Origin of the sequence: Corynebacterium sp. NML140438 (genome assembly GCF_001875725.1) — a bacterium.
GTDB lineage: Bacteria > Actinomycetota > Actinomycetes > Mycobacteriales > Mycobacteriaceae > Corynebacterium.
Genome location: NZ_MLCQ01000003.1, coordinates 14,122 through 38,445 on the forward strand (window position 1 = coordinate 14,122; position 24,324 = coordinate 38,445).

General features: G+C 62.6%; 22 protein-coding genes and 2 tRNA genes. 14 read left to right on the forward strand and 10 right to left on the reverse strand.

Features of this window, described 5'->3' with window-relative positions; translation table 11 throughout:
• Positions 1 to 2,409 (reverse strand): aminopeptidase N, encoded by a 2,409-nt coding sequence (pepN, locus tag BJP08_RS00330; protein ID WP_071567745.1) that lies wholly within the window; start codon positions 2,407 to 2,409, stop codon positions 1 to 3.
• A gap of 82 nt (positions 2,410 to 2,491) precedes the next feature.
• Here pepN and BJP08_RS00335 point away from each other — a divergent pair, with 82 nt between their 5' ends.
• Together BJP08_RS00335 and BJP08_RS00340 are read left to right on the forward strand one after the other, a co-directional pair.
• A complete protein-coding gene (locus BJP08_RS00335; RefSeq protein ID WP_071567647.1) occupies positions 2,492 to 3,109 on the forward strand; it encodes a DsbA family protein in 618 nt (205 codons plus the stop codon).
• 21 nt (positions 3,110 to 3,130) lie between these two features.
• The gene (locus BJP08_RS00340; RefSeq protein WP_071567648.1) at positions 3,131 to 3,595 is read left to right on the forward strand and encodes a ribose-5-phosphate isomerase; all 465 of its coding nucleotides are present in this window, start codon (positions 3,131 to 3,133) and stop codon (positions 3,593 to 3,595) included.
• On the opposite strand, the gene BJP08_RS00345 is transcribed toward BJP08_RS00340, so the two are convergent.
• From BJP08_RS00345 to BJP08_RS00365, 5 genes are read right to left on the reverse strand one after another with little or no spacing between them, the layout of a single operon-like run.
• Positions 3,592 to 4,425 carry an aldo/keto reductase gene (locus tag BJP08_RS00345; protein WP_071567746.1) on the reverse strand — a complete coding sequence of 278 codons (834 nt, stop codon included), beginning with the start codon at positions 4,423 to 4,425 and terminating at the stop codon, positions 3,592 to 3,594. The two genes, BJP08_RS00340 and BJP08_RS00345, sit on opposite strands and share 4 nt — an antisense overlap.
• A 10-nt stretch (positions 4,426 to 4,435) precedes the next feature.
• Positions 4,436 to 5,878, reverse strand: coding sequence for a cytochrome b/b6 domain-containing protein (locus BJP08_RS00350; protein WP_071567649.1), 1,443 nt, complete (start codon positions 5,876 to 5,878; stop codon positions 4,436 to 4,438).
• Positions 5,878 to 6,858, reverse strand: a complete 981-nt coding sequence (locus BJP08_RS00355) for an electron transfer flavoprotein subunit alpha/FixB family protein (protein ID WP_071567650.1) — start codon at positions 6,856 to 6,858, stop codon at positions 5,878 to 5,880. The genes BJP08_RS00350 and BJP08_RS00355 overlap by 1 nt, the downstream gene beginning before the upstream one ends.
• A 46-nt stretch (positions 6,859 to 6,904) precedes the next feature.
• Complete coding sequence (locus BJP08_RS00360; protein ID WP_071567651.1) at positions 6,905 to 7,684, reverse strand: electron transfer flavoprotein subunit beta/FixA family protein; 780 nt, start codon at positions 7,682 to 7,684, stop codon at positions 6,905 to 6,907.
• A gap of 60 nt (positions 7,685 to 7,744) precedes the next feature.
• The gene (locus BJP08_RS00365; RefSeq protein ID WP_071567652.1) at positions 7,745 to 8,554 is read right to left on the reverse strand and encodes a hypothetical protein; all 810 of its coding nucleotides are present in this window, start codon (positions 8,552 to 8,554) and stop codon (positions 7,745 to 7,747) included.
• Positions 8,555 to 8,707: 153 nt separating this feature from the next.
• On the opposite strand from BJP08_RS00365, the gene BJP08_RS00370 reads away from it, so the two are divergent.
• From BJP08_RS00370 to BJP08_RS00395, 7 genes are all read left to right on the forward strand, one after another.
• Positions 8,708 to 8,782 (forward strand) — tRNA-Gly (locus tag BJP08_RS00370).
• Positions 8,783 to 8,931: 149 nt separating this feature from the next.
• Positions 8,932 to 9,005, forward strand: a tRNA-Pro gene (locus BJP08_RS00375).
• Positions 9,006 to 9,082: 77 nt separating this feature from the next.
• Complete coding sequence (tig, locus tag BJP08_RS00380; RefSeq protein ID WP_071567653.1) at positions 9,083 to 10,435, forward strand: trigger factor; 1,353 nt, start codon at positions 9,083 to 9,085, stop codon at positions 10,433 to 10,435.
• A 191-nt stretch (positions 10,436 to 10,626) separates the two neighbouring features.
• Positions 10,627 to 11,208, forward strand: coding sequence for an ATP-dependent Clp protease proteolytic subunit (locus tag BJP08_RS00385; RefSeq protein ID WP_071567654.1), 582 nt, complete (start codon positions 10,627 to 10,629; stop codon positions 11,206 to 11,208).
• A gap of 20 nt (positions 11,209 to 11,228) precedes the next feature.
• Positions 11,229 to 11,849 carry an ATP-dependent Clp protease proteolytic subunit gene (locus BJP08_RS00390; RefSeq protein WP_070362028.1) on the forward strand — a complete coding sequence of 207 codons (621 nt, stop codon included), beginning with the start codon at positions 11,229 to 11,231 and terminating at the stop codon, positions 11,847 to 11,849.
• A 157-nt stretch (positions 11,850 to 12,006) separates the two neighbouring features.
• The gene (locus BJP08_RS11800; RefSeq protein ID WP_255364705.1) at positions 12,007 to 12,285 is read left to right on the forward strand and encodes a hypothetical protein; all 279 of its coding nucleotides are present in this window, start codon (positions 12,007 to 12,009) and stop codon (positions 12,283 to 12,285) included.
• Entirely contained in the window at positions 12,260 to 13,336 is a 1,077-nt protein-coding gene (locus tag BJP08_RS00395) for an MFS transporter (RefSeq protein ID WP_255364706.1), read from the forward strand. Before BJP08_RS11800 ends, BJP08_RS00395 begins: the two co-directional genes overlap by 26 nt.
• Here the strand turns inward: BJP08_RS00395 and BJP08_RS00400 are convergent.
• Positions 13,333 to 13,911 carry a hypothetical protein gene (locus tag BJP08_RS00400; protein ID WP_071567655.1) on the reverse strand — a complete coding sequence of 193 codons (579 nt, stop codon included), beginning with the start codon at positions 13,909 to 13,911 and terminating at the stop codon, positions 13,333 to 13,335. The two genes, BJP08_RS00395 and BJP08_RS00400, sit on opposite strands and share 4 nt — an antisense overlap.
• Before the next feature lie 51 nt (positions 13,912 to 13,962).
• A complete protein-coding gene (locus BJP08_RS00405) occupies positions 13,963 to 14,733 on the reverse strand; it encodes an alpha/beta fold hydrolase (RefSeq protein ID WP_071567656.1) in 771 nt (256 codons plus the stop codon).
• Between the two features lie 116 nt (positions 14,734 to 14,849).
• On the opposite strand from BJP08_RS00405, the gene clpX reads away from it, so the two are divergent.
• Positions 14,850 to 16,127 (forward strand): ATP-dependent Clp protease ATP-binding subunit ClpX, encoded by a 1,278-nt coding sequence (clpX, locus tag BJP08_RS00410; protein ID WP_071567657.1) that lies wholly within the window; start codon positions 14,850 to 14,852, stop codon positions 16,125 to 16,127.
• A gap of 16 nt (positions 16,128 to 16,143) precedes the next feature.
• Here the strand turns inward: clpX and BJP08_RS00415 are convergent, their stop codons facing one another.
• Positions 16,144 to 16,893, reverse strand: a complete 750-nt coding sequence (locus BJP08_RS00415; RefSeq protein WP_071567658.1) for a TetR/AcrR family transcriptional regulator — start codon at positions 16,891 to 16,893, stop codon at positions 16,144 to 16,146.
• Positions 16,894 to 17,134: 241 nt separating this feature from the next.
• Here BJP08_RS00415 and BJP08_RS00420 point away from each other — a divergent pair, with 241 nt between their 5' ends.
• Genes BJP08_RS00420 through BJP08_RS00435 form a run of 4 tightly spaced genes read left to right on the forward strand, consistent with a single transcriptional unit; the run spans position 17,135 to position 22,800 of the window.
• Positions 17,135 to 18,121 carry a malate dehydrogenase gene (locus tag BJP08_RS00420; RefSeq protein WP_071567659.1) on the forward strand — a complete coding sequence of 329 codons (987 nt, stop codon included), beginning with the start codon at positions 17,135 to 17,137 and terminating at the stop codon, positions 18,119 to 18,121.
• Positions 18,122 to 18,163: 42 nt separating this feature from the next.
• Positions 18,164 to 20,872 carry a valine--tRNA ligase gene (locus tag BJP08_RS00425; protein WP_071567660.1) on the forward strand — a complete coding sequence of 903 codons (2,709 nt, stop codon included), beginning with the start codon at positions 18,164 to 18,166 and terminating at the stop codon, positions 20,870 to 20,872.
• Positions 20,873 to 22,369 carry a folylpolyglutamate synthase/dihydrofolate synthase family protein gene (locus BJP08_RS00430; protein WP_071567661.1) on the forward strand — a complete coding sequence of 499 codons (1,497 nt, stop codon included), beginning with the start codon at positions 20,873 to 20,875 and terminating at the stop codon, positions 22,367 to 22,369.
• Positions 22,366 to 22,800 carry a DUF4233 domain-containing protein gene (locus BJP08_RS00435; RefSeq protein ID WP_071567662.1) on the forward strand — a complete coding sequence of 145 codons (435 nt, stop codon included), beginning with the start codon at positions 22,366 to 22,368 and terminating at the stop codon, positions 22,798 to 22,800. The genes BJP08_RS00430 and BJP08_RS00435 overlap by 4 nt, the downstream gene beginning before the upstream one ends.
• Here the strand turns inward: BJP08_RS00435 and BJP08_RS00440 are convergent.
• A complete protein-coding gene (locus tag BJP08_RS00440; RefSeq protein ID WP_071567663.1) occupies positions 22,797 to 24,263 on the reverse strand; it encodes an AMP-binding protein in 1,467 nt (488 codons plus the stop codon). The two genes, BJP08_RS00435 and BJP08_RS00440, sit on opposite strands and share 4 nt — an antisense overlap.
• Between the last annotated feature and the right edge of the window lie 61 nt (positions 24,264 to 24,324).

Sequence of the window (24,324 nt, forward strand, 5' to 3'; positions counted from 1 at the left end):
CTAGCGCAGCGTTTTCGCTGCGCCTTCCGCGCCTGCGTCACCAACACGGTTGCGCAGCGCGCGCTCCACGCGGGCCTTACCCTCCGAAACGATGCGGCGCAGGCCCGCCGGAATGTCCTCCCGCGCAAGGAGCGCCTCGGCGCGCTCGACTGTAGCAATCGAAATATCCCACAGCGGGAACAGGCCCTCGAGCGTGTTCTGAGCCATCTCGTTGGTCAGTTTGTCCCACAGCTCTGGCGCGATCTCGAAGTAGCGCTCGGCCAAGCCGTCCATGCCTTCGGAGGTGAAGGTGAGGCCGTCGATAAGGAAGCGCACCTCAAGGTTTGTGCGTGTACCGCTGACGATCTCATCCCACGCCCACTGTTTGTTCGTGACGGCGTCGATGCGCAGGCGCGACAGCGCACCCTCGGAGGACGGATCCTCCTCGTTCTTGGCGGTCTTGGCCAGCATGGCGCCGCCTGCGACAAGGTTCGTGAGCACGAGCCAGCGAATCTCCTGGTTATCCAGCGACTGTAGGAGTTCGTGGAAGTACGTCGTGTTCTGCTTCGAAGGCTGCAGGCGGGCGAGCGCGCGCTGGTAGATACCTGCAGGCTCCTGGCCGCGGAATGCCTCGCTGAGCATGTAGAAGCCGGTGCGCTGCCAGGACCATGCCACGTACTGCTTGACCGCCAGCGTCGCCTGCGCGAGGAGGCGCTCCTGCACACTCGGTTGGTCTTCGAGGCGGCTGAAGTTGGCCACGGCCATCACAAACTTGCGCGCTGGCAGCAGCGTGTCGCGGACGGCCTCCCACAGGGATGACCAGCACAGGGTGCGCGCAAGTGGGTCCTCGATCTGCCCGATGTGCTCCAGCACGAACTCAGTGTGTTCCGGCGTGAGGCGCATCTTGCAGTACGTGAGGTCTTCGTCGTTGACCAGCGCGAGGTCGTGGTCGATGCCGACGAGCTCGGGAACCTCAGTGCGAGCCCCCTCGATGTCCACCTTTACGTGGTGGGTGCGCACGACCTTGTCGCCGTCAAGCTTGTACAGCCCGATGCCGACCCGGTGGGTGCGCAGCACATCGGATTCCTGCACGACTGCGAAGGAATCCTCAGTGATTTCGGGGCGAAGGGTGGACACACCGGTGGTGCGCAGCCACTGCTGGGACCACTCGCTCAAATCGCGGCCCGACGACTTCTCCAACGCGCCCAGAAGATCGTCGAAGGAAGCGTTGCTGAACTTGTGGTTGTTGAAGTGATCGCGCACGCCCGCGAAGAACTCGTCGCGGCCAACGTATGCCTGCAGCTGCTTCAGCACGGACGCGCCCTTGGCGTAGGTGATCCCGTCGAAGTTCTGCTCGGCGGTCTCGATGTCCGGGGCGTCAGCGGCGATTGGGTGGGTCGTCGGCAGCTGATCTTGCTGGTAGGCCCATGCCTTCTCGACGGCCGCGAACGTCGTCCACGCATTCGGGTACTCGCCGATCTCGGTCTGGGCAATGGCTGCGGACCAGGTCGCGAAGGACTCGTTGAGCCACAAGTCGTCCCACCACTGCATCGTGACGAGGTCGCCGAACCACATGTGCGCCATCTCGTGCAGGATCGTGTCGTTGCGGCGCTCGAGGCGATACGGGGTTGGCTCGGAAGTAAAGACGTACTCATCGCGGAACGTCACCGCGCCGGCGTTCTCCATTGCGCCCATGTTGTACTCGGGGCAGAAAATCTGGTCGTACTTGCCGAACGGGTACGCAATCGCAAAATTCTTGTGGTAGTACGCGAAGCCGTCTTTCGTCTGGCGGAACAAGCGTTCTGCGTCGAGGTGCTCCATGAGTGAGGCGCGGGCAAAGATGCGAAGCGGGATACGCTTCAGATCGTCGACGTACTCGTCTTCGACGAACTCGTACTCGCCGGCGCAGATTGCCACCAGGTACGTCGACAGTGGGTAATCAATGGTGCAGGACCACACGTTGCCCTCACGGGTCGCCTCCTCGTTGAGTACGACCGTGTAGGCCTCTGGCGCGTCGACGGCAATCTTATACGTGGCCTTGATATCTGGCTGGTCGAAGCAGGCAAACACCTTCATCGCCATCGCGGGTTCGAACTGGGTGTAGAGGTAATCCTTGTTGTCCACCGGGTCGACGAACTTGTGCAGGCCTTCTCCGGTGTGGTTGTAGGTAATGGTGGCGTCGACAACTAACGTGTGCTCGCCCTCGGTGAGCGTGAGGGTGCGGCCGTCGACGGGGCGGCCGTCGAGCGTTGCGGAGAACTCGTCGGCGACCAGATCGAAGAACGTCTCGCCTGCGCCCGAGCGGAACGTGACCTTGGTCGTCGACGTGAACTGCTCTGCTCCGTTGACATCGAGCGCAATATCGTAATGGACATCTGAGATAAGTTGTGCGCGAAATTGTGCGTCGCTGCGCTTGAGGTTTGTCTTCATGTCCTCCAACATACTCGCCGTACCTGTGTGTTTTTCGCTATGGTGGCTGCATAATTTCCGGAACGAATGGAGGAATGATTCTGTGACTGCACCAGTTACCTTTTGGTTCGACGTAAGCTGCCCATTTTGCTGGCTCACTTCGCGCTGGATGAAGGAAGTAGAAAAGGTCCGTGACATCACGGTCGAGTGGGTGCCGATGTCACTGTCCATTCTTAACGACGGCCGCGACATCCCCGCCGACTACGCCAAGATGATGGAGGCCAACTGGGGTCCCGCGCGCGTGTTCGCAGCGGTGAAGCGCGACCACCCAGAGAAGATCGACGCGCTCTACACCGCGATGGGCACCGCCATTCACGCCGGGGAGCAGGGCGGAAAGAAGGGCTACGGCGCCTACGACGAGATCATCGCGGCAGCACTCGAAGAGGTAGGTCTCGACGCCAGCTACGCCGACGTCGCCAACACGAACGAGATGGAGGAGCTGCTGGGCACCTACCACCAGGGTGCGATGGACGCCGTCGGTGACGAGGTGGGCACCCCGGTGGTCAAGCTCGGAGACACCGCATTCTTTGGGCCGGTCATCACCCGCGTCCCAACCGGTGAGGAGGCAGGCAAGCTTTTCGACGCCTCCCTGGCACTGAGCGAATACCCCTACTTCTTCGAACTGAAGCGTTCCCGCACGGAACCGCCGCAGGTGAGCTAGCAGGAAGGTAGGGTAGAGCGCATGCGTATTTACCTTGGGGCAGATCATGCCGGTTTCGAACGAAAGAATCAGATTAAGGCCCACCTGGAGGAGCAGGGCCACGAAGTCATCGACTGTGGTGCGCACGAGTATGACGCCCTCGACGACTACCCGGCGTTTTGCATCGCCGCAGCTGAGCGGACGGTAGCGGACGAAGGCTCCCTCGGCATCGTGTTGGGCGGCTCTGGCAATGGTGAGCAGATCGCCGCGAACAAGGTGAAGGGCGCTCGCTGCGCCTTGGCGTGGTCTGAGGAGACCGCGCGCCTGGCACGCGAGCACAACAACGCGCAGCTCATCGGTATCGGTGGGCGCATGCACACCGAGGAAGAAGCGCTGAAGATCGTCGACGCGTTCATCGGCCAGGAGTGGAGCAACGAGGAGCGTCACCAGCGCCGCATCGACATCCTGTCCAAGTACGAGGAGACTGGCGAAGCCCCAGCTCTCTAACCCAGCTCTTCGTAGTCCGCGGGGTGCGGGCCGTGGCGCCCGAACTCCTCCTCGTCGAGCGCGACGATGGCGGACATTTCTTCGGGGCTGAGCGTGAAGTCGAAGATATCCATGTTTTCACGCATCCGCTCCACAGACGTGGTCTTGGGGAACACGATCACGTCGTTTTGTAAGTGCCAGCGCAGTACCACCTGCGCTGGCGTTTTGCCGTGTGCCTCGGCGGCATCGGTGATCTCGGGGAAGTCCGTCAGGTCGTAGGCGCCGCCGCCGAGCGGTGCCCACCCCTCGATGGCGATGTTGTGCACGCGCATCGCGTCGAGCTCTTTCCAATTCTGAAACAGCGGGTGCAGCTCTACCTGGTTGACCACGGGGGTGACGTCGGTGTGCATCTCGATTTGCTCGATGTGCTCAGGCAGGAAGTTCGAGACGCCGATTGAGGTGGTGAGTTTGGCCTCCCGGAGTTTGATGAGGGACTTCCAAGCATCCACGTAGGCACCCTGGCCTGGTAGCGGCCAATGAATGAGGTAGAGGTCCACGTGGTCAAGCCCGAGCTTCTCCAGCGACTCCTCGAGCGCCGCCGGAGCGTCGTGGTGGCGGTTGTTCCACAGCTTCGTGGTGATGTACAGCTCGTCGCGCGGGATGCCCGACTTCGCGATTGCCTTGCCGACGCCCTCTTCGTTCCCATAAATGTGGGCTGTGTCGAAGTGCCGGTAACCGGCCTCCAACGCTTCGCTGACTAGTCGCTCGGCCTCCTGCGGGTCTACGCGGTGGAGGCCGTAGCCGAGTTGGGGGATTGATGTGCCGTCGTGAAGCGCAAACATGGGTACCATGCGCTTCACTCTAGCGGCTCGTCACCTTGCCAGTCGCTTGCGCCACCGGGGCAACCAGCGCGGGACGTGCTAGCTTGCACACCACCGCGATAACGGCCGCTGCAACGAGGAACAGGATCACGCCGGTCCAGCTCGTGCCGTACACATCTGGGTTGACGTCGCCGGACGCGGCGAACATCGCGTTCATATTCCTTCGCAGGCCCGTGGTGAGCACCAGGAAGACGTGTACGACGGTGAACAGCACGAAGAACAGCATGGTGGGGAAGTGGATGGCACGCGCCGCCTTCAATGGGAAGAACGTCCAGGACTTCGGCCACCACTCGCTCATGCGAGCGCCGGAGAGGATTGCTAGCGGAGCAGCGATGAATACCACCGCGAAATATGAAAGCTCCTGCAGCGCGTTGTAGTGCACCCACGGGTTCTCCGTCGGCCAGTCCAGGCTGAGGTACTGGATGCCAGCGGAAATTGCCTGCGGGATGACCTCCCAGCTCGTGGGCACGATGCGCATCCACTGGCCGGTGGCGAACAGGACGATGTAGAACGCCACGCCAAGCGCCACCCACAGCACGTCAATCGTGAGGTGCAACCACAGGGTGAGCGAAATCTTCTTCTTGGGGTTCTTGCGCGGCGCCCAGTATGCCTCGGGTTTGCGCTCGTGGCGCACGGTCATACCAGTCTTGATGATGAGCGCCATGAAGAGCATATTGAAGAAGTGCGACCACCCCAGCCATGCCGGCAGTCCGACGGGCGCGCCTTCCGGTAGAGGCTGCTGGCCGGTGTAGCGCTCGATGAAGCTACTGCCCGTCGGCGTGTCGACGAACCACCGTGCAACCAGGATTGCCACCACGAACGCAGCAAGCAACGCGACGCCGCCGTACACCCACCAGCGACGCATTCGAGTTTGAGTCGGCGCAGGCGCAGGCTGCGTGGCCGACTTTGGGGGCATGGGCTGGGTTGGCTGCGGCGCGGACGCGGCTGCGGGCTCGGGAGCCTGCTGCGCAGGCTGACTCGATGCACCGTACAGCGGTGGAACCGCCACCGCGGCGTCCTCTGGGACGTCCACACTGGTGACAGGCGGGAATGGGTCGGCGCCAGTCGTGCGAGGCAGACCCTGGCGCACCGCGACTGTCGTCAGTGTCTCAGTTGGCTGCTCTGCTGCCAGCTGCTTAGGGGCGGTGCGTTCTGTTACCGCCGGGAAGACCTGCTGCACGTTCGGGTCCGTGGCGACTGCGACCGAGTCCGCGGGTGGCCACGATTGGCCGTTTGGGACTCGAGGCAGGCCGCGACGAAGGGGCGTCGATACGTTGTCGGCGGGCTCGGCGGTAGGGACCGCTGAGGCGCCTGCGAGAGCGCCCGTCACATCCGGGTCGGGATCGACCGTGACGGTATCAACTGGTGGCCAGGGCTGCTCGTCCGCTCCACGGGGCAGGCCGCGACGAAGGTGCACCTGCATTACTCAGACGCCTCCGAGCCGCGGCGAGCGGCGATTTGCTCGATGAGCTCCGGCACAACGTCGAAGAGATCGCCGATGATGCCGAAGTCCGCAATATCAAACAGTGGGGCGTCCTCATCGTTGTTGATCGCGATGATGGTGTCGGCCGTCTGCATGCCTACGAGGTGCTGCACCGCGCCGGAAATACCGATGCCGATGTAGAGCTTCGGGCTGACCACGACACCGGTCTGACCGATCTGGGCATCGTGGCTGATCTGGTCCTCGTCCGCGGCGGAGCGCGTCGCGCCGACTGCAGCGCCGAGCTCGTCGGCGAGCCCGCCCACAAGCTGCTCAAACATGTCCGCATCGCCCAAGGCGACGCCGCCTGCGACAACACGGTCTGCGGTGAGCAGCTCAGGGCGCGTCGACGTGCGTACCACCGGCGTCACCGACGTCACCGTTGCTGCGCGCGTGCCGGACGCAGTGACGTCCAGTTCGTGGACCTCGGGCGACGTGGCAGTCGCGCGGCGATCGATCGCGCCGACGCGCACCGTAATAATCGGCGCCGAGTGGGTGGCCGCGGCTGTGGCGGTGTAGGCACCACCGTAGTTTTCGTGGTCCGTCACAATGCCCTGGTCGTCGCGGCGAACATCGATTGCGTCGGTCAGGAGCGCCTTGCCCTTGCGCACCGCCAGACGGGACGCCACGTCGCGGCCTCGGACGGAGTGGGCGAGGATGATGGCCGCCGGATCAGTGGCGTTGAACGCGGCCTCGGCGGCGTCGACAAGGGGGACAGCCTGCTGCTGTGTGTCGATGTTCGCCGTGAGCACCACTGCTGCGCCGAGCTCGCCGAGCGCCTCGGTGTGCGCCGGGCTGGTGGTGAGCACGACCGGAGTCCCTAGAGGCGTGGCCGCACCGATGAGTTCGGCGGCGGTGGGGTCAAGCTGGTCGTCGTGCGTTGCATCGAGCACGACCAAAACTGTGCGGGGAGAGGTTGCCATGTCAGTATCCTTCAAGGTCCTTCAAGCGTGTGCGTTCGTTCGGCGGTTAGATGTAGTGCTTCTCTGCGAGGAAGTCGACCAGCTGGGCAACAGCGTTCGGGCCATAGTCGATGATTTCGCCGCGCTCGCGCGCAGGACGCTTTTCGACGTCCACCATGATCGCCCGCGGCCGTGCGAAATCTTCCGCGTCGACGCCGAGCTCCGCCAACGTCAGTGTGTGGAGTTCCTTCTTCTTTGCCGCCATCAGGCCCTTGAAGTTGGGGAAGCGCGCATCCGGGTATTCGTCTGAGACCGCCACCAGCGCCGGGAGCTGCGCCTCGAGGGTCAACGTGGCGTGATCGCTGACCTGCGTGGCTGTCACCGTCTCGCTATCAAGCGTGACGTCGGTGGCATTCGCAATTGCTGGCCACCCGAGCAGCTCAGCGAGCAGCCCGGCCATGACGGCGCCACCACCATCCGAGGAAGCTGTACCGAGCACCACCAGGTCATAATCCTGCTTACGCAGGGCCGCTGCGAGCACCTCTGCCGTCAGTGTCACGTCCGCGCCGAGCAGCGCGTCGTCGGCAATGATGTAGGCATCGTCAGCGCCCATCGCGATACCTTTACGCACGCTGGCGTGCGCCGTTTCTGGTCCCACTGTAATGAGGTCAACGGTTGTTTCTTCGTCGCCGTGGGCTTCCTTTAGCCGCATCGCGGCTTCGACGGCACGCTCGCAGACTTCGTCAGCGACAACGTCACCGGAGCGGTCGGTCAGGCCGGTTTCCAGATTCAGGTCGCGGTCGCCGTAGGTGTCCGGGACCTCTTTCAGCAACACAGCAATGTTCACGAAACGCTCCTTATTACGGTGGGGTGCTAAACGGTAGGCATTCTAGCGCACTGGCCTGGATTAAAAGTCAAATCCCCCGAAGTCGAAGCTGCCGCCGTCGCCAAAGAGACCGCCGTCACCGAACAAGCCCTCGCCACCGGCATCGCCCATGTCGCCCATCTCGCCGGCGTCGCCGATCGCTCCTGCGTCACCCATATCGCCGAGATCTCCTGCACCGGCGTCACCGAAGTCTCCGGCCTCAAACGCTTCGGGTGACGGCGTGCCAGCCATGCCGGCGAACATCGCCGAGTAGAACATCATCGAGCTTGCGGCCCACATGCCGGTCATCATCGCGGGCGCCCACCACGCGGTGGAGTACCAGCCCGCGGGCACCGGGCGGCCGGCGACCACACCCCCGGGGTAGTAGTTCGGCGTTCGCTCCGACGCGTACGGGGAGGCAGTGACTGTGGTGCCGTCTTCCTGGCGGATCGTCCGCTCCTCAGTGACTCGGCCTGCGCGGCGCTGACCCTCCAGTTCTGGAAGCTCAGGGCCGGCTGGCAGGCCCATGATCTCGCGAGCTGCCTTGACGTAGTGCAGGCCCTCCAACGCAGACTCGCGGGCAAGCATCGCTTGCTTCGGCGTCGTCGCCTGGCCAAGCGCGCCACTTGCGGCGTTATAGCGCTCGGAAGCGTCCGCCATCGCCTGGGTCGATGCGGCGTCGGTACCGGAGATGCTCAGGACCTGCGAGCCTAGACGCTCCGTCCAGCGACGCGCGTCCGCGAGGGCGTCCTCAAGCTGGAGTTGCTCCCGCTGGTTGTTTGAGCTGCTCTGGCGACTCTTGATCAGGTATACGGCAGCGCCAACGATGGCGAGGATCAAAATGAGGTTCATAGCTGTAGAAAGCTCCTTCGGGATCGGCCATGAAAGAATCGGTACTTACAAGGTGCAACGCATACGCAGGGAAGAAAGTTCCACGCTAAGCGCATGGTTTTGTCTGGAAGTAGGCCGTGGGTTACACTTGCGCCCAACGCCTTTTGGTGGAGTGGGAATGTCGTATAGTGGCTAATACCTCAGCCTTCCAAGCTGAAGACGCGGGTTCGATTCCCGTCATTCCCTCCAAATACAATACGAATGAACGCGGTTGCACGAGATGTGTGGCCGCGTTTTTGTTTGTTCAAGTGCAGCCCAATAGCTGTGATGAACTGTGGATTTGCGTATTGCGTGAGCGAATGGTTATAGTTGCCAACGTCGCAATGAGCAATCATTCGCGGGGCGTGGCGCAGTTTGGTAGCGCACCTGCTTTGGGAGCAGGGGGTCGCAGGTTCAAATCCTGTCGCCCCGACATCAACAAGCCCGCTAGAAATAGCGGGCTTGTTTACATATTCGTACCATTTACCCGATTAAATACAGGAGTAATCCGTGAAGACTTCCGTCGACAAGCTCAGTGAGACTCGTGTCAAGTTGGACGTCAGCGTTCCTTTCGATGAGCTCGGCAAGGAAATCGACCAGGCGTACAAGACAATTGCGCAGCAGGTCAACATTCCTGGCTTCCGTCGCGGTAAGGCTCCCCGCCAGCTGATCGACGCCCGCTTCGGCCGTGGCCCGATCCTGGAGCAGGTTGTCAACGACATGCTGCCAACCCGCTACGAGAAGGCTGTCCTGGAAAACGGTCTGAATCCGATCGGTCAGCCGGAAATCGACATCACGAAGATCGAGGACAACGACGTCGTCGAGTTCACCGCAGAGGTCGACGTCCGTCCAGAGATTACTGTCCCTGACTTCTCCAAGATTGACGTCACCGTTCCGGCCCTCGAGGTCAGCGACGAGGACGTCGACAAGGAGATCGACCAGCTCCGCGAGCGCTTCGGTGAGTTGAAGGACACCAAGCGCAAGATGAAGACCGACGACTTCGCAGTCATCGACCTGCACGCTGAGGTCGACGGCGAGAAGGTTGAGGAGGCCTCCACCGAGGGTCTGACCTACCAGATCGGTTCGGACGACCTGATTAAGGGCCTCGACACCGCGCTGCGCGGTATGAAGACCGGCGAGGACAACGAGTTCACCGCCACCATCGAATTCGGCGAGCACAAGGGCAAGGAAGCCACCATCAAGGTGCACGTCCAGCAGTCGAAGGAGCGCAAGCTCCCTGACTTCGATGATGAGTTCGCGCAGATGGCATCTGAATTCGACACCGCTGAGGAGCTTCGCGAGTCCACCAAGGAGCAGCTCGCTGAGGACAAGAAGACCCAGCAGGCAGCTGACATCCGCGACGAGGTGCTGAAGGCCGCGCTCGAGGAGACCAAGTTTGAGCTTCCGAAGTCCATCGTCGAGGAGCAGGAGCACAACATGCTCCACCAGATGCTCGGCCAGCTGGCGCACGACGAGGCAGCTGTTGCACAGTTCCTCGAGGCTCAGGGCATGACCCGCGAGGAGTTCGACAAGAAGAACCATGAGCAGGCCGAGTCCGCTGTCCGCACCCAGCTGTTCCTGGACGCTGTCGCTGACCAGGAGGAGCCTGAGGTTTCCCAGCAGGAGATGACCGACCACATCCTGTTCACTGCGCAGTCCTACGGCATGGATCCGAACCAGTTCGTGGCGCAGCTGCAGCAGGCAGGCCAGATCGGCAACCTGTTCGCGGACGTCCGCCGCGGTAAGGCACTTGCAACCGCTATCTGCCGTGTCTCCGTCAAGGACGACAAGGGTGAGACCGTCGACCCGAATGACTACTTCGGTGAGGTTGAAGAGGAAGAGGCAGAGGCTTCCGAAGGCTAAATCGTTTGGCAAAACGCCCCGGTGATGCACACATGCTGTGCGTTCGCCGGGGCATTTTATTCTCCGCCACGAAGCCAGAATGCATGTGTACGCCATCAGCGAACAACCCCGTGCAAAGTGGACTATCGGAGTAGGGTGGTGGCATTGTTGACGCTACATAAAAGAGTTTGAACCACGAAGGAGCCATTTTTATGACATCCCCATCGCAGGGCATGAACTTGGGTGATTCTGTCTATGAGCGCCTGCTGCGCGAGCGCATTATTTTCCTGGGCCAGCAGGTTGACGACGAGATTGCGAATAAGCTGTGCGCGCAGATCCTGCTGCTGTCCGCGGAGGACCCGACTCGCGACATTTCGCTGTACATCAACTCCCCGGGTGGTTCTGTAACCGCAGGCATGGCGATTTACGACACGATGAAGTACTCCCCGTGCGACATCGCGACCTACGGCATGGGCTTGGCGGCATCGATGGGCCAGTTCCTGCTTTCCGGCGGCACGAAGGGTAAACGTTACGCGCTGCCGCACGCACGGATTATGATGCACCAGCCGTCCGCAGGCGTCGGCGGTACCGCTGCTGACATTGCTATCCAGGCTGAGCAGTTCGCCGCAACGAAGCGCGAGATGGCGCAGCTTATCGCTGAGCACACCGGCCAGACCTTCGAGCAGATCACGAAGGACTCCGACCGTGACCGTTGGTTCACGGCCCACGAAGCAATGGAGTACGGCATCGTGGACCACGTTATTGAGAGCGCCCAGGGCTCGATCAGCAACTAAGTAGACAGGAGAATATACGTATGTCTTTCCAAATGCCTTCCTCCCGCTACGTGCTGCCACAGTTCTTGGAGGAGACCTCCTTCGGCACGAAGCAGATCGATCCGTACGGCAAGCTCTTCGAGGAGCGCATCGTCTTCCTTGGCACCCAGGTCGATGACACCTCCGCGAACGACATCATGGCGCAGCTGCTCGTGCTGGAGTCCCAGGACCCGGATCGCGACATCACGATGTACATCAACTCGCCAGGTGGCTCGTTCACCGCGCTCATGGCGATTTACGACACCATGCAGTACGTCCGTCCTGATGTTCAGACAGTGTGCCTTGGCCAGGCTGCGTCCGCTGCGGCGGTCATTCTTGCCGCGGGTGCTCCGGGCAAGCGCGCAGCGCTGCCGAACTCGCGGGTGCTGATTCACCAGCCCGCCACGCAGGGCACCCAGGGCCAGGTTTCTGACCTTGAGATCCAGGCCAACGAGATCGAGCGCATGCGCCGCCTGATGGAGGACACGCTCGCGCACCACACTGGTCGCACTGCGGAGCAGGTTCGCATCGATACAGACCGCGACAAGATCCTTACTGCGCAGGAAGCTGTCGAGTACGGCATCATCGATCAGGTCTTTGATTACCGCAAGCTGAACGGCTAGAGCGACTCAGTTTATCGACGCCACCACGGGTAACCGGGGTGGCGTCTTTTTGTGCGCCTGAGAAGTGTGATTAAAAGGGCACAAATAGACAGACCGTGCGGTACATTCTTCACACATCTGCGAAAACACGAGACGTGAAGATAAAGGAAAGAGCACAGTGGACATTAGAACCTCCATTAATACTCGGCGGATGAGCCCCTACCAGTGGCTCATCATTGCCGTCATTACCTATTTGAACGCCCTTGACGGCTATGACCTTGTCGCAACCGCATTCGCGGCACCGCACCTGGCGGAGGAGTTCGCCATTGGCTCCTCCCTGCTGGGGTGGGTGCTCTCTGCGGCGCTGCTCGGCGTGGGTGCTCTCTGCGGCGATCTTCGGACCGGCTGGCGACCGATGGGGGCGTCGAAACGTGATTCTTGTGGCGCTGCTGATTGACACCGTGGGCCTGGTGCTGTCGGGCTTCGCGGGGAGCACCGCGGCGTTCATTGTGTGGCGTTTCGTCACCGGCGTGGGCGTGGGCGGTGTGCTCGCGTGCGTGACCGTGTTGGTCAGCGAATACGCAAACGACCGCTTCCGTGGCTTGGCGATGGCTATCTACGCGTCAGGCTACGGCATCGGTGCGACACTGTGTGGCGTGCTCGCATCCAAGGTTGTGGACACACACGGGTGGCAGTGGATCTTCTTCGCAGGCGCGACGCTGTCTGCTGTAGCGCTGGCGCTGGCCACCGCGCTGCTGCCTGAGTCGGTGGATGTGCTTGCGAGCCGCGGGGATGCCACGAGCGTCGAGCGCATCGCGCTCCGCATCGGGCATGGGGGAGCGGTGCTCCCAACCCAGACGAGCGCCCCGACGTCCGCAGCAGGCGCCCTTCGAACGATTGTCTCCAAGGTATGGCTGCCGACGACCGTTCGAATCTGGATCGCATTCTCCCTGATCAGCTTCGGTTTCGCCTTTGCGAACAGTTGGACCCCCAAGTTGCTCAACGAGCTCGGGCTGTCAGCGCAGCAGGGTATCTTCGGCGGCATCATGATTGCGTTCGGCGGCACGATCGGTTCGTTGATCTTCGGCCTGTTCACCACGCGCGTAGATGCTCGCGTGCTGCTCATCGCCTTCGCAATTGGTGGGGCGGGTGCCTTGGTAGCCTTCATTTTCTCCGCGGGCGCATCATTTGTTGCGTTCCCGTTCGGGGTGCTGGTCGGCATGTTGCTGAACGCGTGCGTCACCGGCATGTACACGGTGACCCCTGCGTCCTACCCGACGCACCTGCGGGCTACCGGCGTCGGCGTGGCGCTGGCTGTTGGCCGGGTTGGGTCTGTGTGCGGCCCGCTGTTGATTGGTTACCTCGCCGAAGACGGCTTGGGGCCACGTGGGCTCTTCATCGTCGCGGCGTCCGTGTTCGTGCTGAGCGCGGTTGCCCTGGTGGGGTTGCGTGCCCCGGCGGCGAAGCCAGTCGTCGTGAAGGAGCCGGTGGAGGCGGTACGCGCTTAAGGGCAGTACGGGACCGCGTCGCGAACTGCGGCCGGTGCGGAGGCGAAGTCCTTGCGGTCCCAGCAGGCGTTACCCTCGTGCTCGCCGACGGGGTCGACGGAGGCCCACGAGTTGCCGTTGGAGGCCCAGAAATACTCCTGGCCGTTCGGCATCACCGTGCGGGCCCAGTCGCCGTCGCAGAAGGTACTGTACTCGTCGCTCGCGGACTGCTGGCCCTGCTTCGGCCACGCACACGCCGCGCCGTGTTGCGGGGCAGGCTCCGCAGGCTGTGCCGCTGCGGGCTCATCATCGCGGCTGCTATCCGAGGAGCTCGTCTTCTTCGAGGAGCTTGATGAGCTCGATGAGCTGGAGCTCTTCTTCGACGTGCTCGTTGAGGTCTTCGTCGAAGTGGAGGTCTCGGTTTCGGTCGCGTCCTCGTCATCGTCCTCGTCGGGCGTCGGGCTTGTCGACGTCTCCTTCGCCGGGAACGTCACGTGCGGCTCCGCCAAGCGATCCTCCGGCGACGAATTACATCCGGCCAGCAGCGTCGTGCACGTCAAAAGTGCGGCAAGCACAAGTTTGGGCCGGGTGTTCATCACTGGGGATCCTTTCTGACAGACTTCTGCGTCTAGCGTAGCCGACAAATCTTAGCCCAAAAACTTCAGCAGCGCTGCATTGAAGGGCGCGGGGTTCTCAATGGGCACCTGGTGCGAGCCTGGTTCGATGACCACGGACTCCACAGGACCGGCAACACCGTCGGCGATTTCGGCGAGCTTGTCCGGGCCGGTGCCGGCGTCACCGGTGGCCGCGATGGTCAGTACCGGGCAGGTGATCTGGTCAAGGTGGGAGGCGAAGTCCCACTTCGCCAGGGCGTCGCCGTTTTGGGCGTATCCCTCGGGGTCGATGGCGCTGACCATGTCGTGGATGCGCTGGACTTCCCCTGGGTGGGCGTCGATAAATTCGGGGGTGAACCAGTTCGGGATCAGCATGTCGGCGATGGGACCCATGCCTTCCTCGCGCGCGATGCGGGTGCGCTCGTCCCACTGGTCGTTTCCGCCGAGGTAGGTTGCGGTGCAGGCGAAGACCGCCTTGTCGACGCGCCCGCTATACGCCGCGAGCCACTGTGCGATGGCGCCGCCGAGCGAAAGCCCGACCACGCTGAAGCGGTCAACGCCTTCGCGGTTGAGTGCCTGCAGAATGTCTTGTGCGAGCAGTTTCACGGTCGCGGTGCCGGGCGCTGCCTCAGCTACCTCGGAGCCGCCGTGGCCGCGGTGATCGACGGCGATGACCCGGTGGTGCTTCGCCAGCTCAGGGATCTGCTTCGACCAGGACTCGTGCGTCGTCGCGATGGAAGAGAGCAGCACGACGGTGCTGGTGTTGTCTTTATTGCCGTATTCCACTGTATGTATATGCGTCATGCACCCCATTGTGCCTCGAACAGCGAACATGTGCGAGAGTGTGCGAGTTTGACGTACCAGCTAAGCTCTAAGATCAACCCTTAGGCGAGACGAAGAAGTTGGAGTCCAACGCATCTATGGCAACATCCCAAAACACCTCAAACCTGTTGAAGTGCTCCTTTTGTGGCAAGACGCAGAAGCAGGTTCGCAAACTCATTGCTGGTGGCGGAGTCTACATCTGCGATGAGTGCATCGAGCTGTGCAACGAAATTATTGAGGAGGAGCTCGGCGGGGCGCAGTCTGAGCAGGATGTAGCGGCGGATCGCCTGCCGAAGCCGAGCGAGATCACCACGTTCCTGGACCAGTACGTCATCGGGCAGGATGCGGCGAAGCGCACGCTCGCGGTGGCGGTGTACAACCACTACAAGCGCATCCGCGCCGAGTCCGAGAATGTGACGAACCGGAAGCGCGATGAAGAAGTAGAGATCGCCAAGTCGAACATCTTGCTGCTTGGCCCGACGGGCTCGGGCAAGACGTACCTGGCACAGTCGCTCGCCAGGATGCTCAACGTGCCGTTCGCCATTGCCGACGCCACCAGCCTCACCGAGGCCGGATATGTCGGAGAGGACGTCGAAAACATTCTGCTGAAGCTGCTGCAGGCGGCCGACTTCGACGTCAACCGGGCGCAGCACGGCATTATCTACGTCGACGAGGTGGACAAGATTTCGCGCAAGTCCGAGAACCCGTCGATTACCCGCGATGTTTCCGGCGAGGGCGTGCAACAAGCGCTACTGAAAATCCTGGAGGGCACCGTCGCGTCCGTGCCACCGCAGGGAGGGCGGAAGCACCCGAACCAGGAGTTCATCCAGATCGATACGACGAACATCCTGTTCATCGTCGCCGGTGCGTTCGCGGGGCTGGATAAGGTGATCGCGGAGCGCGTCGGCAAGAAGGGCATCGGCTTCGGGGCGGAAATCGACTCGAAGCAGGAACGCGACGAGGCTAACATGCTGGCAAAGGTGCAGCCGGGGGACCTGGTGAAGTTCGGCCTGATTCCTGAGTTCATTGGGCGCCTGCCGATCATCGCGAACGTTGAAAACCTTGACCGCGAGGCGATGGTGCGCGTGCTTACCGAGCCGAAGAACTCCCTGGTCAAGCAGTACAGTCGCCTCTTTTTGATGGACGGCGCCGAGCTCACGCTCACCGAGGACGCGCTCAAGGAGATCGCGGACCGCGCCGCCGAGCGCAACACCGGCGCCCGCGGCCTGCGCGCCATCATGGAGGAAGTGCTCGTACCCATCATGTACGACCTGCCTGATCGCGAGAACGTCAGCGAAGTCGTCATTAACGGCGACGTGGTGCGTGGCACCGCTGAGCCACAGTTCGTGGAAGAAGAGGGGCAGCGCTCGGCGTAGGTTCGCCTCGTCGCAGCTAGTAGATGTCGTAGAGGTCGTCGCTGGTGCCGGTGCCTTCGCTGGCTAGCGGTGCGGCGGCCTCGAGGTAGCTTTCGTAGCCCGACGGCGCCAGGTTGGACGTCAAAAACGCCAGCACACTATCGATCACCATGCGCCGCATCCCCTCGACGTTACGAGGCTCGTCGAGGTCTAAGTGAGAAGTGATTATCGACGCCGCGTTGCCCGACATCCGCAGCGTGCTCAGCGCGGTGAGCAGCGCGAGGACGTCGTCTGCTGAGATGCCAGGGCGGAACGCGCCGGCGTCTTGGCCCACGAGTAGGAGGCGCTCAACGTGGAGCGTGATCTCGCTGCGACCGTGCACAATGTCTGCCGAGGCATCCTCGATGACCGGCTCCAGCTGTTCACGAATTAACAGCTGGACGGCTTCGGGGTTGTCCTGGAATGAGTGGAACATGGCGTCCACGAAGCGGCGCATGCCGTCAACCGGGACGGCATACGAACGCTGCAGTACTTCCTCGGGGAGTGCCAAGCGCTCGAGTGCGCGCCTGATCGCTTTTGCGTAGAGGCCCTTCTTATCGCCGAAATGGTAATGGATCATCCGCTTCGACATCCCCGTTTCCTTCGCGATGGCGCCCAGTTTGGTTTGGGAGAAGCCACCACGCGCGAACATGTCGAGCGCGATGTCGACGACACTGTCGATTTCCGCGTTGATATCAGGCTCCGGCGTTTTGATGCTCGCCGAGGTGGGGTCGGTGGGGAAGTCCATCGTTGTATCCGCTCCTGATTCGCTGGAAGTGCGTGACTACTGGCCTATTGGTGTCATCTACTTTCCACTATGATGCCACCATTTATGAACTCGTACGCCGTAAAACGGGGATTTGTCTGGCGCAACATGCGTTTTAGACCTAAAAGGGGGAGGGTATGCACGATTTCGGGGGTAGTGTGTCACTTGTACTACCTATACTTTGAATGTCAGATACCGCACTCTATAGACCCGAGGTTTTTCTATGACACACCATTCTTCCACTCCCGTTAAAGTCGTTGTCACCGGCGCAGCAGGCAACATTGCGTACTCACTGCTGTGGCGTATTGCCTCCGGCGACGTCTTCGGTGCGGATCAGCCGGTTGAGCTGACGCTGCTTGAGATCCCGGCAGCGGTCCGCGCGGCGGAAGGCACCGCAATGGAGCTGCACGACTCTGCCTTCCCGCTCGTGACCGGCATCAACGTTTCGGATGACCAGTACAAGGCGTTCGAGGGCGCGAACGCTGCGTTTCTGGTCGGCGCGAAGCCGCGCGGTAAGGGCGAGTCCCGCGCGGACATGCTTACCGCAAACGGCAAGATCTTCGTCGAGCAGGGCAAAGCCATCAACGCTGGTGCCGCGGACGATATCCGTGTGCTCGTCGTTGGTAACCCGGCGAACACGAACGCGCGCATTGCTGCGAAGGCCGCTGCAGATGTCCCGGCTGAGCGTTTCAACGCCTTGATGCGCCTGGACCAGAACCGTGCGCTGTCCATGCTGGGACAGAAGCTTGGGGTGCCGTCGTCGACCATCGAGAAGATGGTGGTGTGGGGCAACCACTCGGATACCCAGTTCCCGGACGTGACTTACGCGGAGGTCGGCGGCGAGAAGATTGCCGACAAGCTGGACCGCGATTGGTACGTCGACGAGTTCATCCCGCGCGTTGCCAAGCGCGGTGGCGAAATCATCGAGGTTCGCGGTAAGTCCTCGGCGGCCTCGGCTGCGTCTGCGGCAGTTGACCACATGCGTGACTGGGTCAACGGCACCGACGGCAAGTGGACGACGGCAGCGCTGCCTTCCACCGGCCAGTACGGTGTCGAGGAGGGGTTGCTTTTCGGCTTCCCGGTGATTGGCCGCGATGGCAAGTGGGAGGTCGTCGAGGGGCTGGAGATCAGCGACTTCCAGCGCGAGCGCATCGACAAGAACGTCGAAGCGATGCGCGGCGAGTGGGAGATTGCCTCCAAGCTTTTCTAACCGGTCGCGCCTACCGGAGGTTGATGGCTAAGATAGTCAACCGTGACTGACGCGACTGAACATTTGGTAGGCAAGAACCGAGCCGATGCGCTCCCGAAGTCTTGGGAGCCCGGCGAACACGAGCAGGCTTTGTACGAGGGCTGGGTGGAGAAGGGATACTTCACCGCCGACGCTTCCTCGGACAAGCCTGCTTATTCTGTGGTGCTGCCCCCGCCGAATGTGACGGGGCAGCTGCACATGGGCCACGCCCTGGACCACACGCTCATTGATGTTATGGTGCGCCGCAAGCGCATGCAGGGCTACGAGGTGTTGTGGTTGCCGGGTATGGACCACGCGGGCATCGCTACGCAGACGAAGGTCGAGGCGAAGCTGAAGGCCGAGGAAGGCAAGGACCGCTACGACTATGGCCGCGAAGAGTTCGTGGACAAGGTGTGGGAGTGGAAGCACCAGTACGGCGGCACGATTACCACGCAGATGCGGGCTATCGGTGACTCCGTCGACTGGTCGCGTGAGCGCTTCACCCTTGACGACGGCCTCTCGCGCGCAGTGCAGACCATCTTTAAGCAGCTGTATGACGCCGGAATGATCTACCGCGACTACCGCCTGGTGAACTGGTCGCCGGTCCTAGAGACCGCGGTGTCCGACATTGAGGTCGTTTATAAGGACGTTGAGGGCGAGTTCGTCTCCATCCGTTACGGCTCGCTCAACGACGACGAGCCGCACCTGGTCGTTGCCACGACCCGTGTTGAGACCATGCTTGGCGACGTCGCTATTGCCGTCCACCCGGACGACGAGCGCTACACGGACCTGGTTGGCCAGGAGTTCGACCACCCGTTCCGCGATGACCTGAAGATTCAGGTGATTGCCGACGATTACGTCGATATGGAACTGGGCACCGGCGCGGTGAAGATCACGCCTGCGCACGACCCGAACGACTACGAGATGGGCTTGCGTCACAACCTGGACATGCCGATCATCATGGACGAGACCGGCCACATCGCCGATACCGGCACCAAGTTTGACGGTATGAGCCGCGAAGAGGCGCGCGTGGCGGTGCGCGAGGCGCTGGCGGAGCAGGGGCGCATCGTCAAGGAGGTGCGCCCGTACGTGCACTCGGTGGGCCACTCGGAGCGCTCCGGTGAACCGATTGAGCCACGCCTGAGCCTGCAGTGGTTCGTCAAGGTTGAAGAGCTGGCGAAGATGTCCGGCGATGCGATCCGCAACGGCGATACGAAGATTCACCCGGCATCGATGGAGAAGCGCTACTTCGACTGGGTGGACAACATGCACGACTGGACGATTTCGCGCCAGCTGTGGTGGGGCCACCGTATTCCGATCTGGTACGGGCCGAATGACGAAGTGGTCTGCGTCGGCCCCGACGAGGAGCCGCCGACTGGCTACACGCAGGATCCGGACGTGTTGGACACCTGGTTCTCCTCTGCGCTGTGGCCGTTCTCGACGCTCGGCTGGCCGGAGAAGACCCCGGATCTGGAGAAGTTCTATCCGACGTCCGTGCTGGTGACGGCCTACGACATCTTGTTCTTCTGGGTCGCACGCATGATGATGTTCGGCACTTTTGCTGGGAAGAACACCCCGGAGATTCTCGGCGAGGGCAACGATGGCCGCCCGATCATCCCGTTCACGGACCTGTACCTGCACGGCCTGGTTCGCGACGAGAAGGGCCGCAAGATGTCGAAGTCCCTGGGCAACGGTATCGACCCGATGGATTGGGTGGAGCGCTACGGTGCTGACGCGCTGCGCTTCGCACTTGCTCGTGGCGCGAACCCGGGCGTGGACCTGCCGATTGGTGAGGACAACGCAACCTCCGCACGCAACTTCGCCACCAAGCTGTACAACGCGACGCGCTTCGCCCTGATGAACGGCGCGGCCGTCGGCCCGCTCCCGGCACGCGAAGAGCTCACGGATGCCGACCGCTGGATCCTGGACCGCGCCGAGGAAGTCCGGGCGAAGGTTGACGCCTACCTAGACGACTACCAGTTCGCGAAGGCAAACGAGGACCTCTACCACTTCGCGTGGGACGAACTGTGCGACTGGTACCTGGAGATCGCAAAAACCCAGATCCCGCGCGAGGGCGAGACTGCGCAGGGCCGGAACACGCAGATCGTGCTCGGCCGCGTGCTCGACGTGGTGCTGCGCCTGCTGCACCCGACCATGCCGTTCATCACCGAGGTCCTGTGGACCGCGTTGACGCAGCAGCCTTCGATTACGCAGGCCCCGTGGCCGACTGCGGAGGACACCAACGGTGGCGTCGATACGGATGATGTGGCGCGCCGCAGGATCCAGGACTCCATCAAGCTCATCACCGAGCTGCGCCGCTTCCGCGCGGACCAGGGCGTGAAGCCGAACCAGAAGGTGCCGGCGAAGCTCGACTTTGCCAAGGCGGACCTGGCTGGCCTTGAGAACGTCATCCGCGATATCGCGCGGGTAGAGGCGCCTGCTGAGGGCTTTGCGGCGTCGGCAAGCATTGAGATGCGCCTGAGCCAGGCGACGCTTGACGTGGCGCTGGATACCTCCGGCACTGTCGATGTTGCTGCCGAGCGCAAGCGCCTGGAGAAAGAACTCGCGGCGGCGCAGAAGGAGCTCGACACCACTGGCCGTCAGCTCGGCAACGAGCAGTTCCTGGCCAACGCGCCGGAGCAGGTTGTCGAGAAGATTAAGGTGCGCCAGCAGGTCGCGAAGGAAGAATTCGCACGTGTGACGGCGCGCCTGGAACAGCTGCCGGAGGCGTAGATGGCGGACAATGCTGACCTGCCGGAGCTTCCGGAGCTGCCAGAGCAGTTCGACATCTCCGTTGAGGAGTCCGGGCTGCGCCTAAACCTGGGCGCGCCGCAGACGGAGGACACGGAAGACACCGTCGCGCGCGAGGTCATGCCCGAAGATCTTGCAGCGCTGCGCGAAGTCCAGCGGGAGCTCGAGGAACGCTGGGGCGAAACCCAGATCGACCCGACGCTGGAGCGCGTCGACTATGTGATGGACCTGCTGGGCTCCCCGCAACGTTCCTTCAAGGCGATTCACGTCGCGGGGACGAACGGGAAGACGTCGACAACCCGGATGATCGAGTCGCTGCTGCGCAGCCTCGGGCACCGGGTAGGGCGTACGACGAGCCCTCACCTGCAGCTGATCACCGAGCGGATCGGGATCGACGGCCAGCCGATCCACCCCGCGGACTTCGTACGCATCTACGAGGAGATCCAGCCCTACCTCGCGATGGCCGACGATCACTTCGGCCAGCCACTGAGCTTCTTCGAAGCCATGGTGTGTATCGCGTACGCCGCGTTTGCCGACGCCCCGGTGGACATCGCCGTGGTGGAAGTCGGCATGGGTGGCCGCTGGGACGCGACCAACGTGATTGAGGCAGACGTCAACGTCATCATGCCGATCGGCATTGACCACACGCAGTACCTCGGCGACACGATCGAGCAGATTGCGGGCGAGAAGGCTGGCATCATCACGAACCCGAACTCCGTCACGGTGATTGCGGACCAGCAGCCGGAAGCCATGCGGGTGGTGCTGGAGCAGACCGTGAAGGTCGGTAGCGCGGTGGCGCGCCTTGGCTCCGAGTTCGGCGTCGAGGAAGCCGGGGTGGCCGTCGGCGGACAGCAGCTGCGTCTGCGCGGGCTTGCTGGCAGCTACGAGGACGTCTTCCTGCCGCTGTCCGGCCCGCACCAGGCGCGCAACGCGGCCGTTGCGCTCGCGGCTGTTGAGGCGTTCCACGGCGCGCACGCGGAGCACCCACTCAACATAGATGCGGTGCGAGAAGGCTTCGCGGCAGTGCGCTCGCCAGGCAGGCTTGAGCGAGTGCGCGCAACGCCCACCACGTTTATCGATGCCACCCACAATCCACACGGCGCAACTGCCCTCGCGGAGGCGCTGCAGCACGACTTCGACTTCACCCGCCTCATCGGCGTACTGGGCATCCTTGGCGACAAGGACGCCGCCGGCATCTTCCAGGCGCTGGAACCGGCGCTGACGGAAGTGGTCATCGCGCAGAACTCCTCGCCGCGCGCGATGGAGGCCGAGGATCTCGCCGAGATCGCCCGCTCCATCTTCGGTGACGAGCGCGTACACGTGCAGCCGCACTTGCCGTCGGCCTATGAGCTGGCCGTGGAGCTGGCCGAGGACGCACTGGCGGAGGTTGGCGTGCAGTCGGGTTCCGGCGTGATCATCACCGGTTCGGTCGTGACCGCGGGGGAGGCCCGCACCATGTTTGGAAAGGACCCAGAGTGAGCAGAGAGAAACGCCAAACGCCGATCAGCCCGCTCGGGCTCGGGCACGAGCCGGTCAAGGATCCGATCGCTGGATTGCGCGGGGTGCTCTCCGGCACGCTGCTCATGGAGTCGATCACCGTGCTGCTCATCCTGCTCGTGATTCTTAAAGTCGACGGTGGCGCCTACTGGACCACGTTCAACTGGGTCTACATCACGGTCATTGGCGTTGCGCACGCGGTGATGGCGTTCGCGCAGAAGGTGCCGGGCGCGATGTGGATCAACCTGGCTCTGCAGGTTCCGCTTATCTTCGGGTTCTTCGTCCACTGGTCGGTCACGGTGGTGGGCCTGATGTTCGGCCTGGTGTGGTTCTTCATCGTGAAACTGCGCTCGGAGATCGTCCAGCGCATGCGCGGTGGCTACCTGACCACGCAGCACCTGGACGCCGACTAGAGCTCACGCCGTAAGATCTTGCCCGCCGCGTTGCGGGGGATGTGATCCGTGAAGGTGACTTCATGGATCTTTTTATATCCGGCTACCCGCTCGGCGACCCACGCCATGATCTCCTCGCGGCCCAGCGTTGCGCCGTCAGCGACGACGAGGCAGGCGCGCGGGACCTCGCAATCGACGCCGTGGGTGCGCACGATATGGCGGACGACGGCGGCGTCGGCAACCGCGGGGTGAGTGCGCAGCAGCGCCTCGAGCTCGGCGGGGGCGACGTGGAACCCCTTGTATTTAATCACTTCTTTTGCCCGGTCGACGATGTAGACGGTACCGTCCTCAGCCAGCGTGACGATGTCCCCAGTGTGCAGCCACCCATCAGTCAGCGTCGCACGGGTTGCCTCAGGGTCGTTGCGGTAGCCTCGCATCACCTGTGGTCCCCGGATGAGCAATTCGCCGGGTTCGCCAGGGGCGACGTCGTGGCCGTCGCGAAGGTCGACGATGCGGAACTGTGTGTTCGGCACCGCGAACCCAATCGAGCCCGGCTTCGACTTCCCGGCGATGCCCACATGGGTCACCGGCGAAGTCTCCGTGGTGCCGTAGCCCTGCAGAATCACCGTGCCGAGGCGCTTCTCAACGGTGTCCGCCAGCGCGGCATCCAGCGGGGCGGCGCCGCACACCATGAACCGGGAATCCGCAAACGCCTCCGCGGTTGCCTCCGGGTGGCGGGAGAGCGCAAGCGCAATGGGTGGCGCAATAAAGCCTAACTCAATACGGTGCTTGCGCTGCGCCGCAATGAACACGTTCAGGTCAAACGCCGCCATCGTGTGAATGTGGTGGCGCGCGTACAACGACGACAACAACAGCGTGTTCAAACCATAAATGTGGGCGAAGGGCAGCGGCGCCAGCGTCGGTGTGCCAGCGCCGATGCCGCTTGCACGCAGCGCGGTCGAGAACTGCAGCATGTTCGCGCACAGGTTGCGGTGGGTGAGCTCGACGGCCTTCGGCAGGCCGGTGGTGCCAGAGGAAAACGCCACGGCGGCGACATTCTCGGGCCTGGCGGGAGAGTCGCTGGGTTCGAGAGGTTCGGTGGGGGCGATGGGGGCGTCGATAAGCGCTGAGGCATCGGCGAGTGCGCAGAGGTGGTCGCGCTCGGCAGCGGTGAGACTCGTGCCCAACAAACTTGCCGACGCCCCCACGTGCACCACCGCGAGAAAAGTAACAGCAAAGTCGATACCGTTCGACAGCTGCACCCCCACACAATCCCCGGGCCCGATGCCGCGGCGGCGCAACGTCGCGGCGAGCGCCAACACGTCCTGGTGAAGCTGCGCGTAGGTCACGCTGCGCCCCGTCTCAACCTCCGTGAGCGCAGGCGCGGACCCGTACTCGCCAAGATCGCCGAACAACAACTCGGTGATGGAACTCGCTCGCGTGCCGACATCCGGAATCGGTGGCAGGGGACTGTCATATGCCATGGGGCAAACTTTAATCACCCCCGTAACAAGATGTTCACACCCGGTGGTTGTTGTTTAGTAG

Excerpts from the sequence above, each read along its gene's own strand:
- pepN (WP_071567745.1), bottom strand. The coding sequence starts at position 2,409 with ATGAAGACAAACCTCAAGCGCAGCGACGCACAATTTCGCGCACAACTT.
- BJP08_RS00340 (WP_071567648.1), top strand. The coding sequence starts at position 3,131 with ATGCGTATTTACCTTGGGGCAGATCATGCCGGTTTCGAACGAAAGAAT.
- BJP08_RS00345 (WP_071567746.1), bottom strand. The coding sequence starts at position 4,425 with ATGGTACCCATGTTTGCGCTTCACGACGGCACATCAATCCCCCAACTC.
- BJP08_RS00350 (WP_071567649.1), bottom strand. The coding sequence starts at position 5,878 with ATGCAGGTGCACCTTCGTCGCGGCCTGCCCCGTGGAGCGGACGAGCAG.
- BJP08_RS00355 (WP_071567650.1), bottom strand. The coding sequence starts at position 6,858 with ATGGCAACCTCTCCCCGCACAGTTTTGGTCGTGCTCGATGCAACGCAC.
- BJP08_RS00365 (WP_071567652.1), bottom strand. The coding sequence starts at position 8,554 with ATGAACCTCATTTTGATCCTCGCCATCGTTGGCGCTGCCGTATACCTG.
- BJP08_RS00385 (WP_071567654.1), top strand. The coding sequence starts at position 10,627 with ATGACATCCCCATCGCAGGGCATGAACTTGGGTGATTCTGTCTATGAG.
- BJP08_RS00390 (WP_070362028.1), top strand. The coding sequence starts at position 11,229 with ATGTCTTTCCAAATGCCTTCCTCCCGCTACGTGCTGCCACAGTTCTTG.
- BJP08_RS00400 (WP_071567655.1), bottom strand. The coding sequence starts at position 13,911 with ATGAACACCCGGCCCAAACTTGTGCTTGCCGCACTTTTGACGTGCACG.
- BJP08_RS00405 (WP_071567656.1), bottom strand. The coding sequence starts at position 14,733 with ATGACGCATATACATACAGTGGAATACGGCAATAAAGACAACACCAGC.
- clpX (WP_071567657.1), top strand. The coding sequence starts at position 14,850 with ATGGCAACATCCCAAAACACCTCAAACCTGTTGAAGTGCTCCTTTTGT.
- BJP08_RS00415 (WP_071567658.1), bottom strand. The coding sequence starts at position 16,893 with ATGGACTTCCCCACCGACCCCACCTCGGCGAGCATCAAAACGCCGGAG.
- BJP08_RS00420 (WP_071567659.1), top strand. The coding sequence starts at position 17,135 with ATGACACACCATTCTTCCACTCCCGTTAAAGTCGTTGTCACCGGCGCA.
- BJP08_RS00430 (WP_071567661.1), top strand. The coding sequence starts at position 20,873 with ATGGCGGACAATGCTGACCTGCCGGAGCTTCCGGAGCTGCCAGAGCAG.
- BJP08_RS00440 (WP_071567663.1), bottom strand. The coding sequence starts at position 24,263 with ATGGCATATGACAGTCCCCTGCCACCGATTCCGGATGTCGGCACGCGA.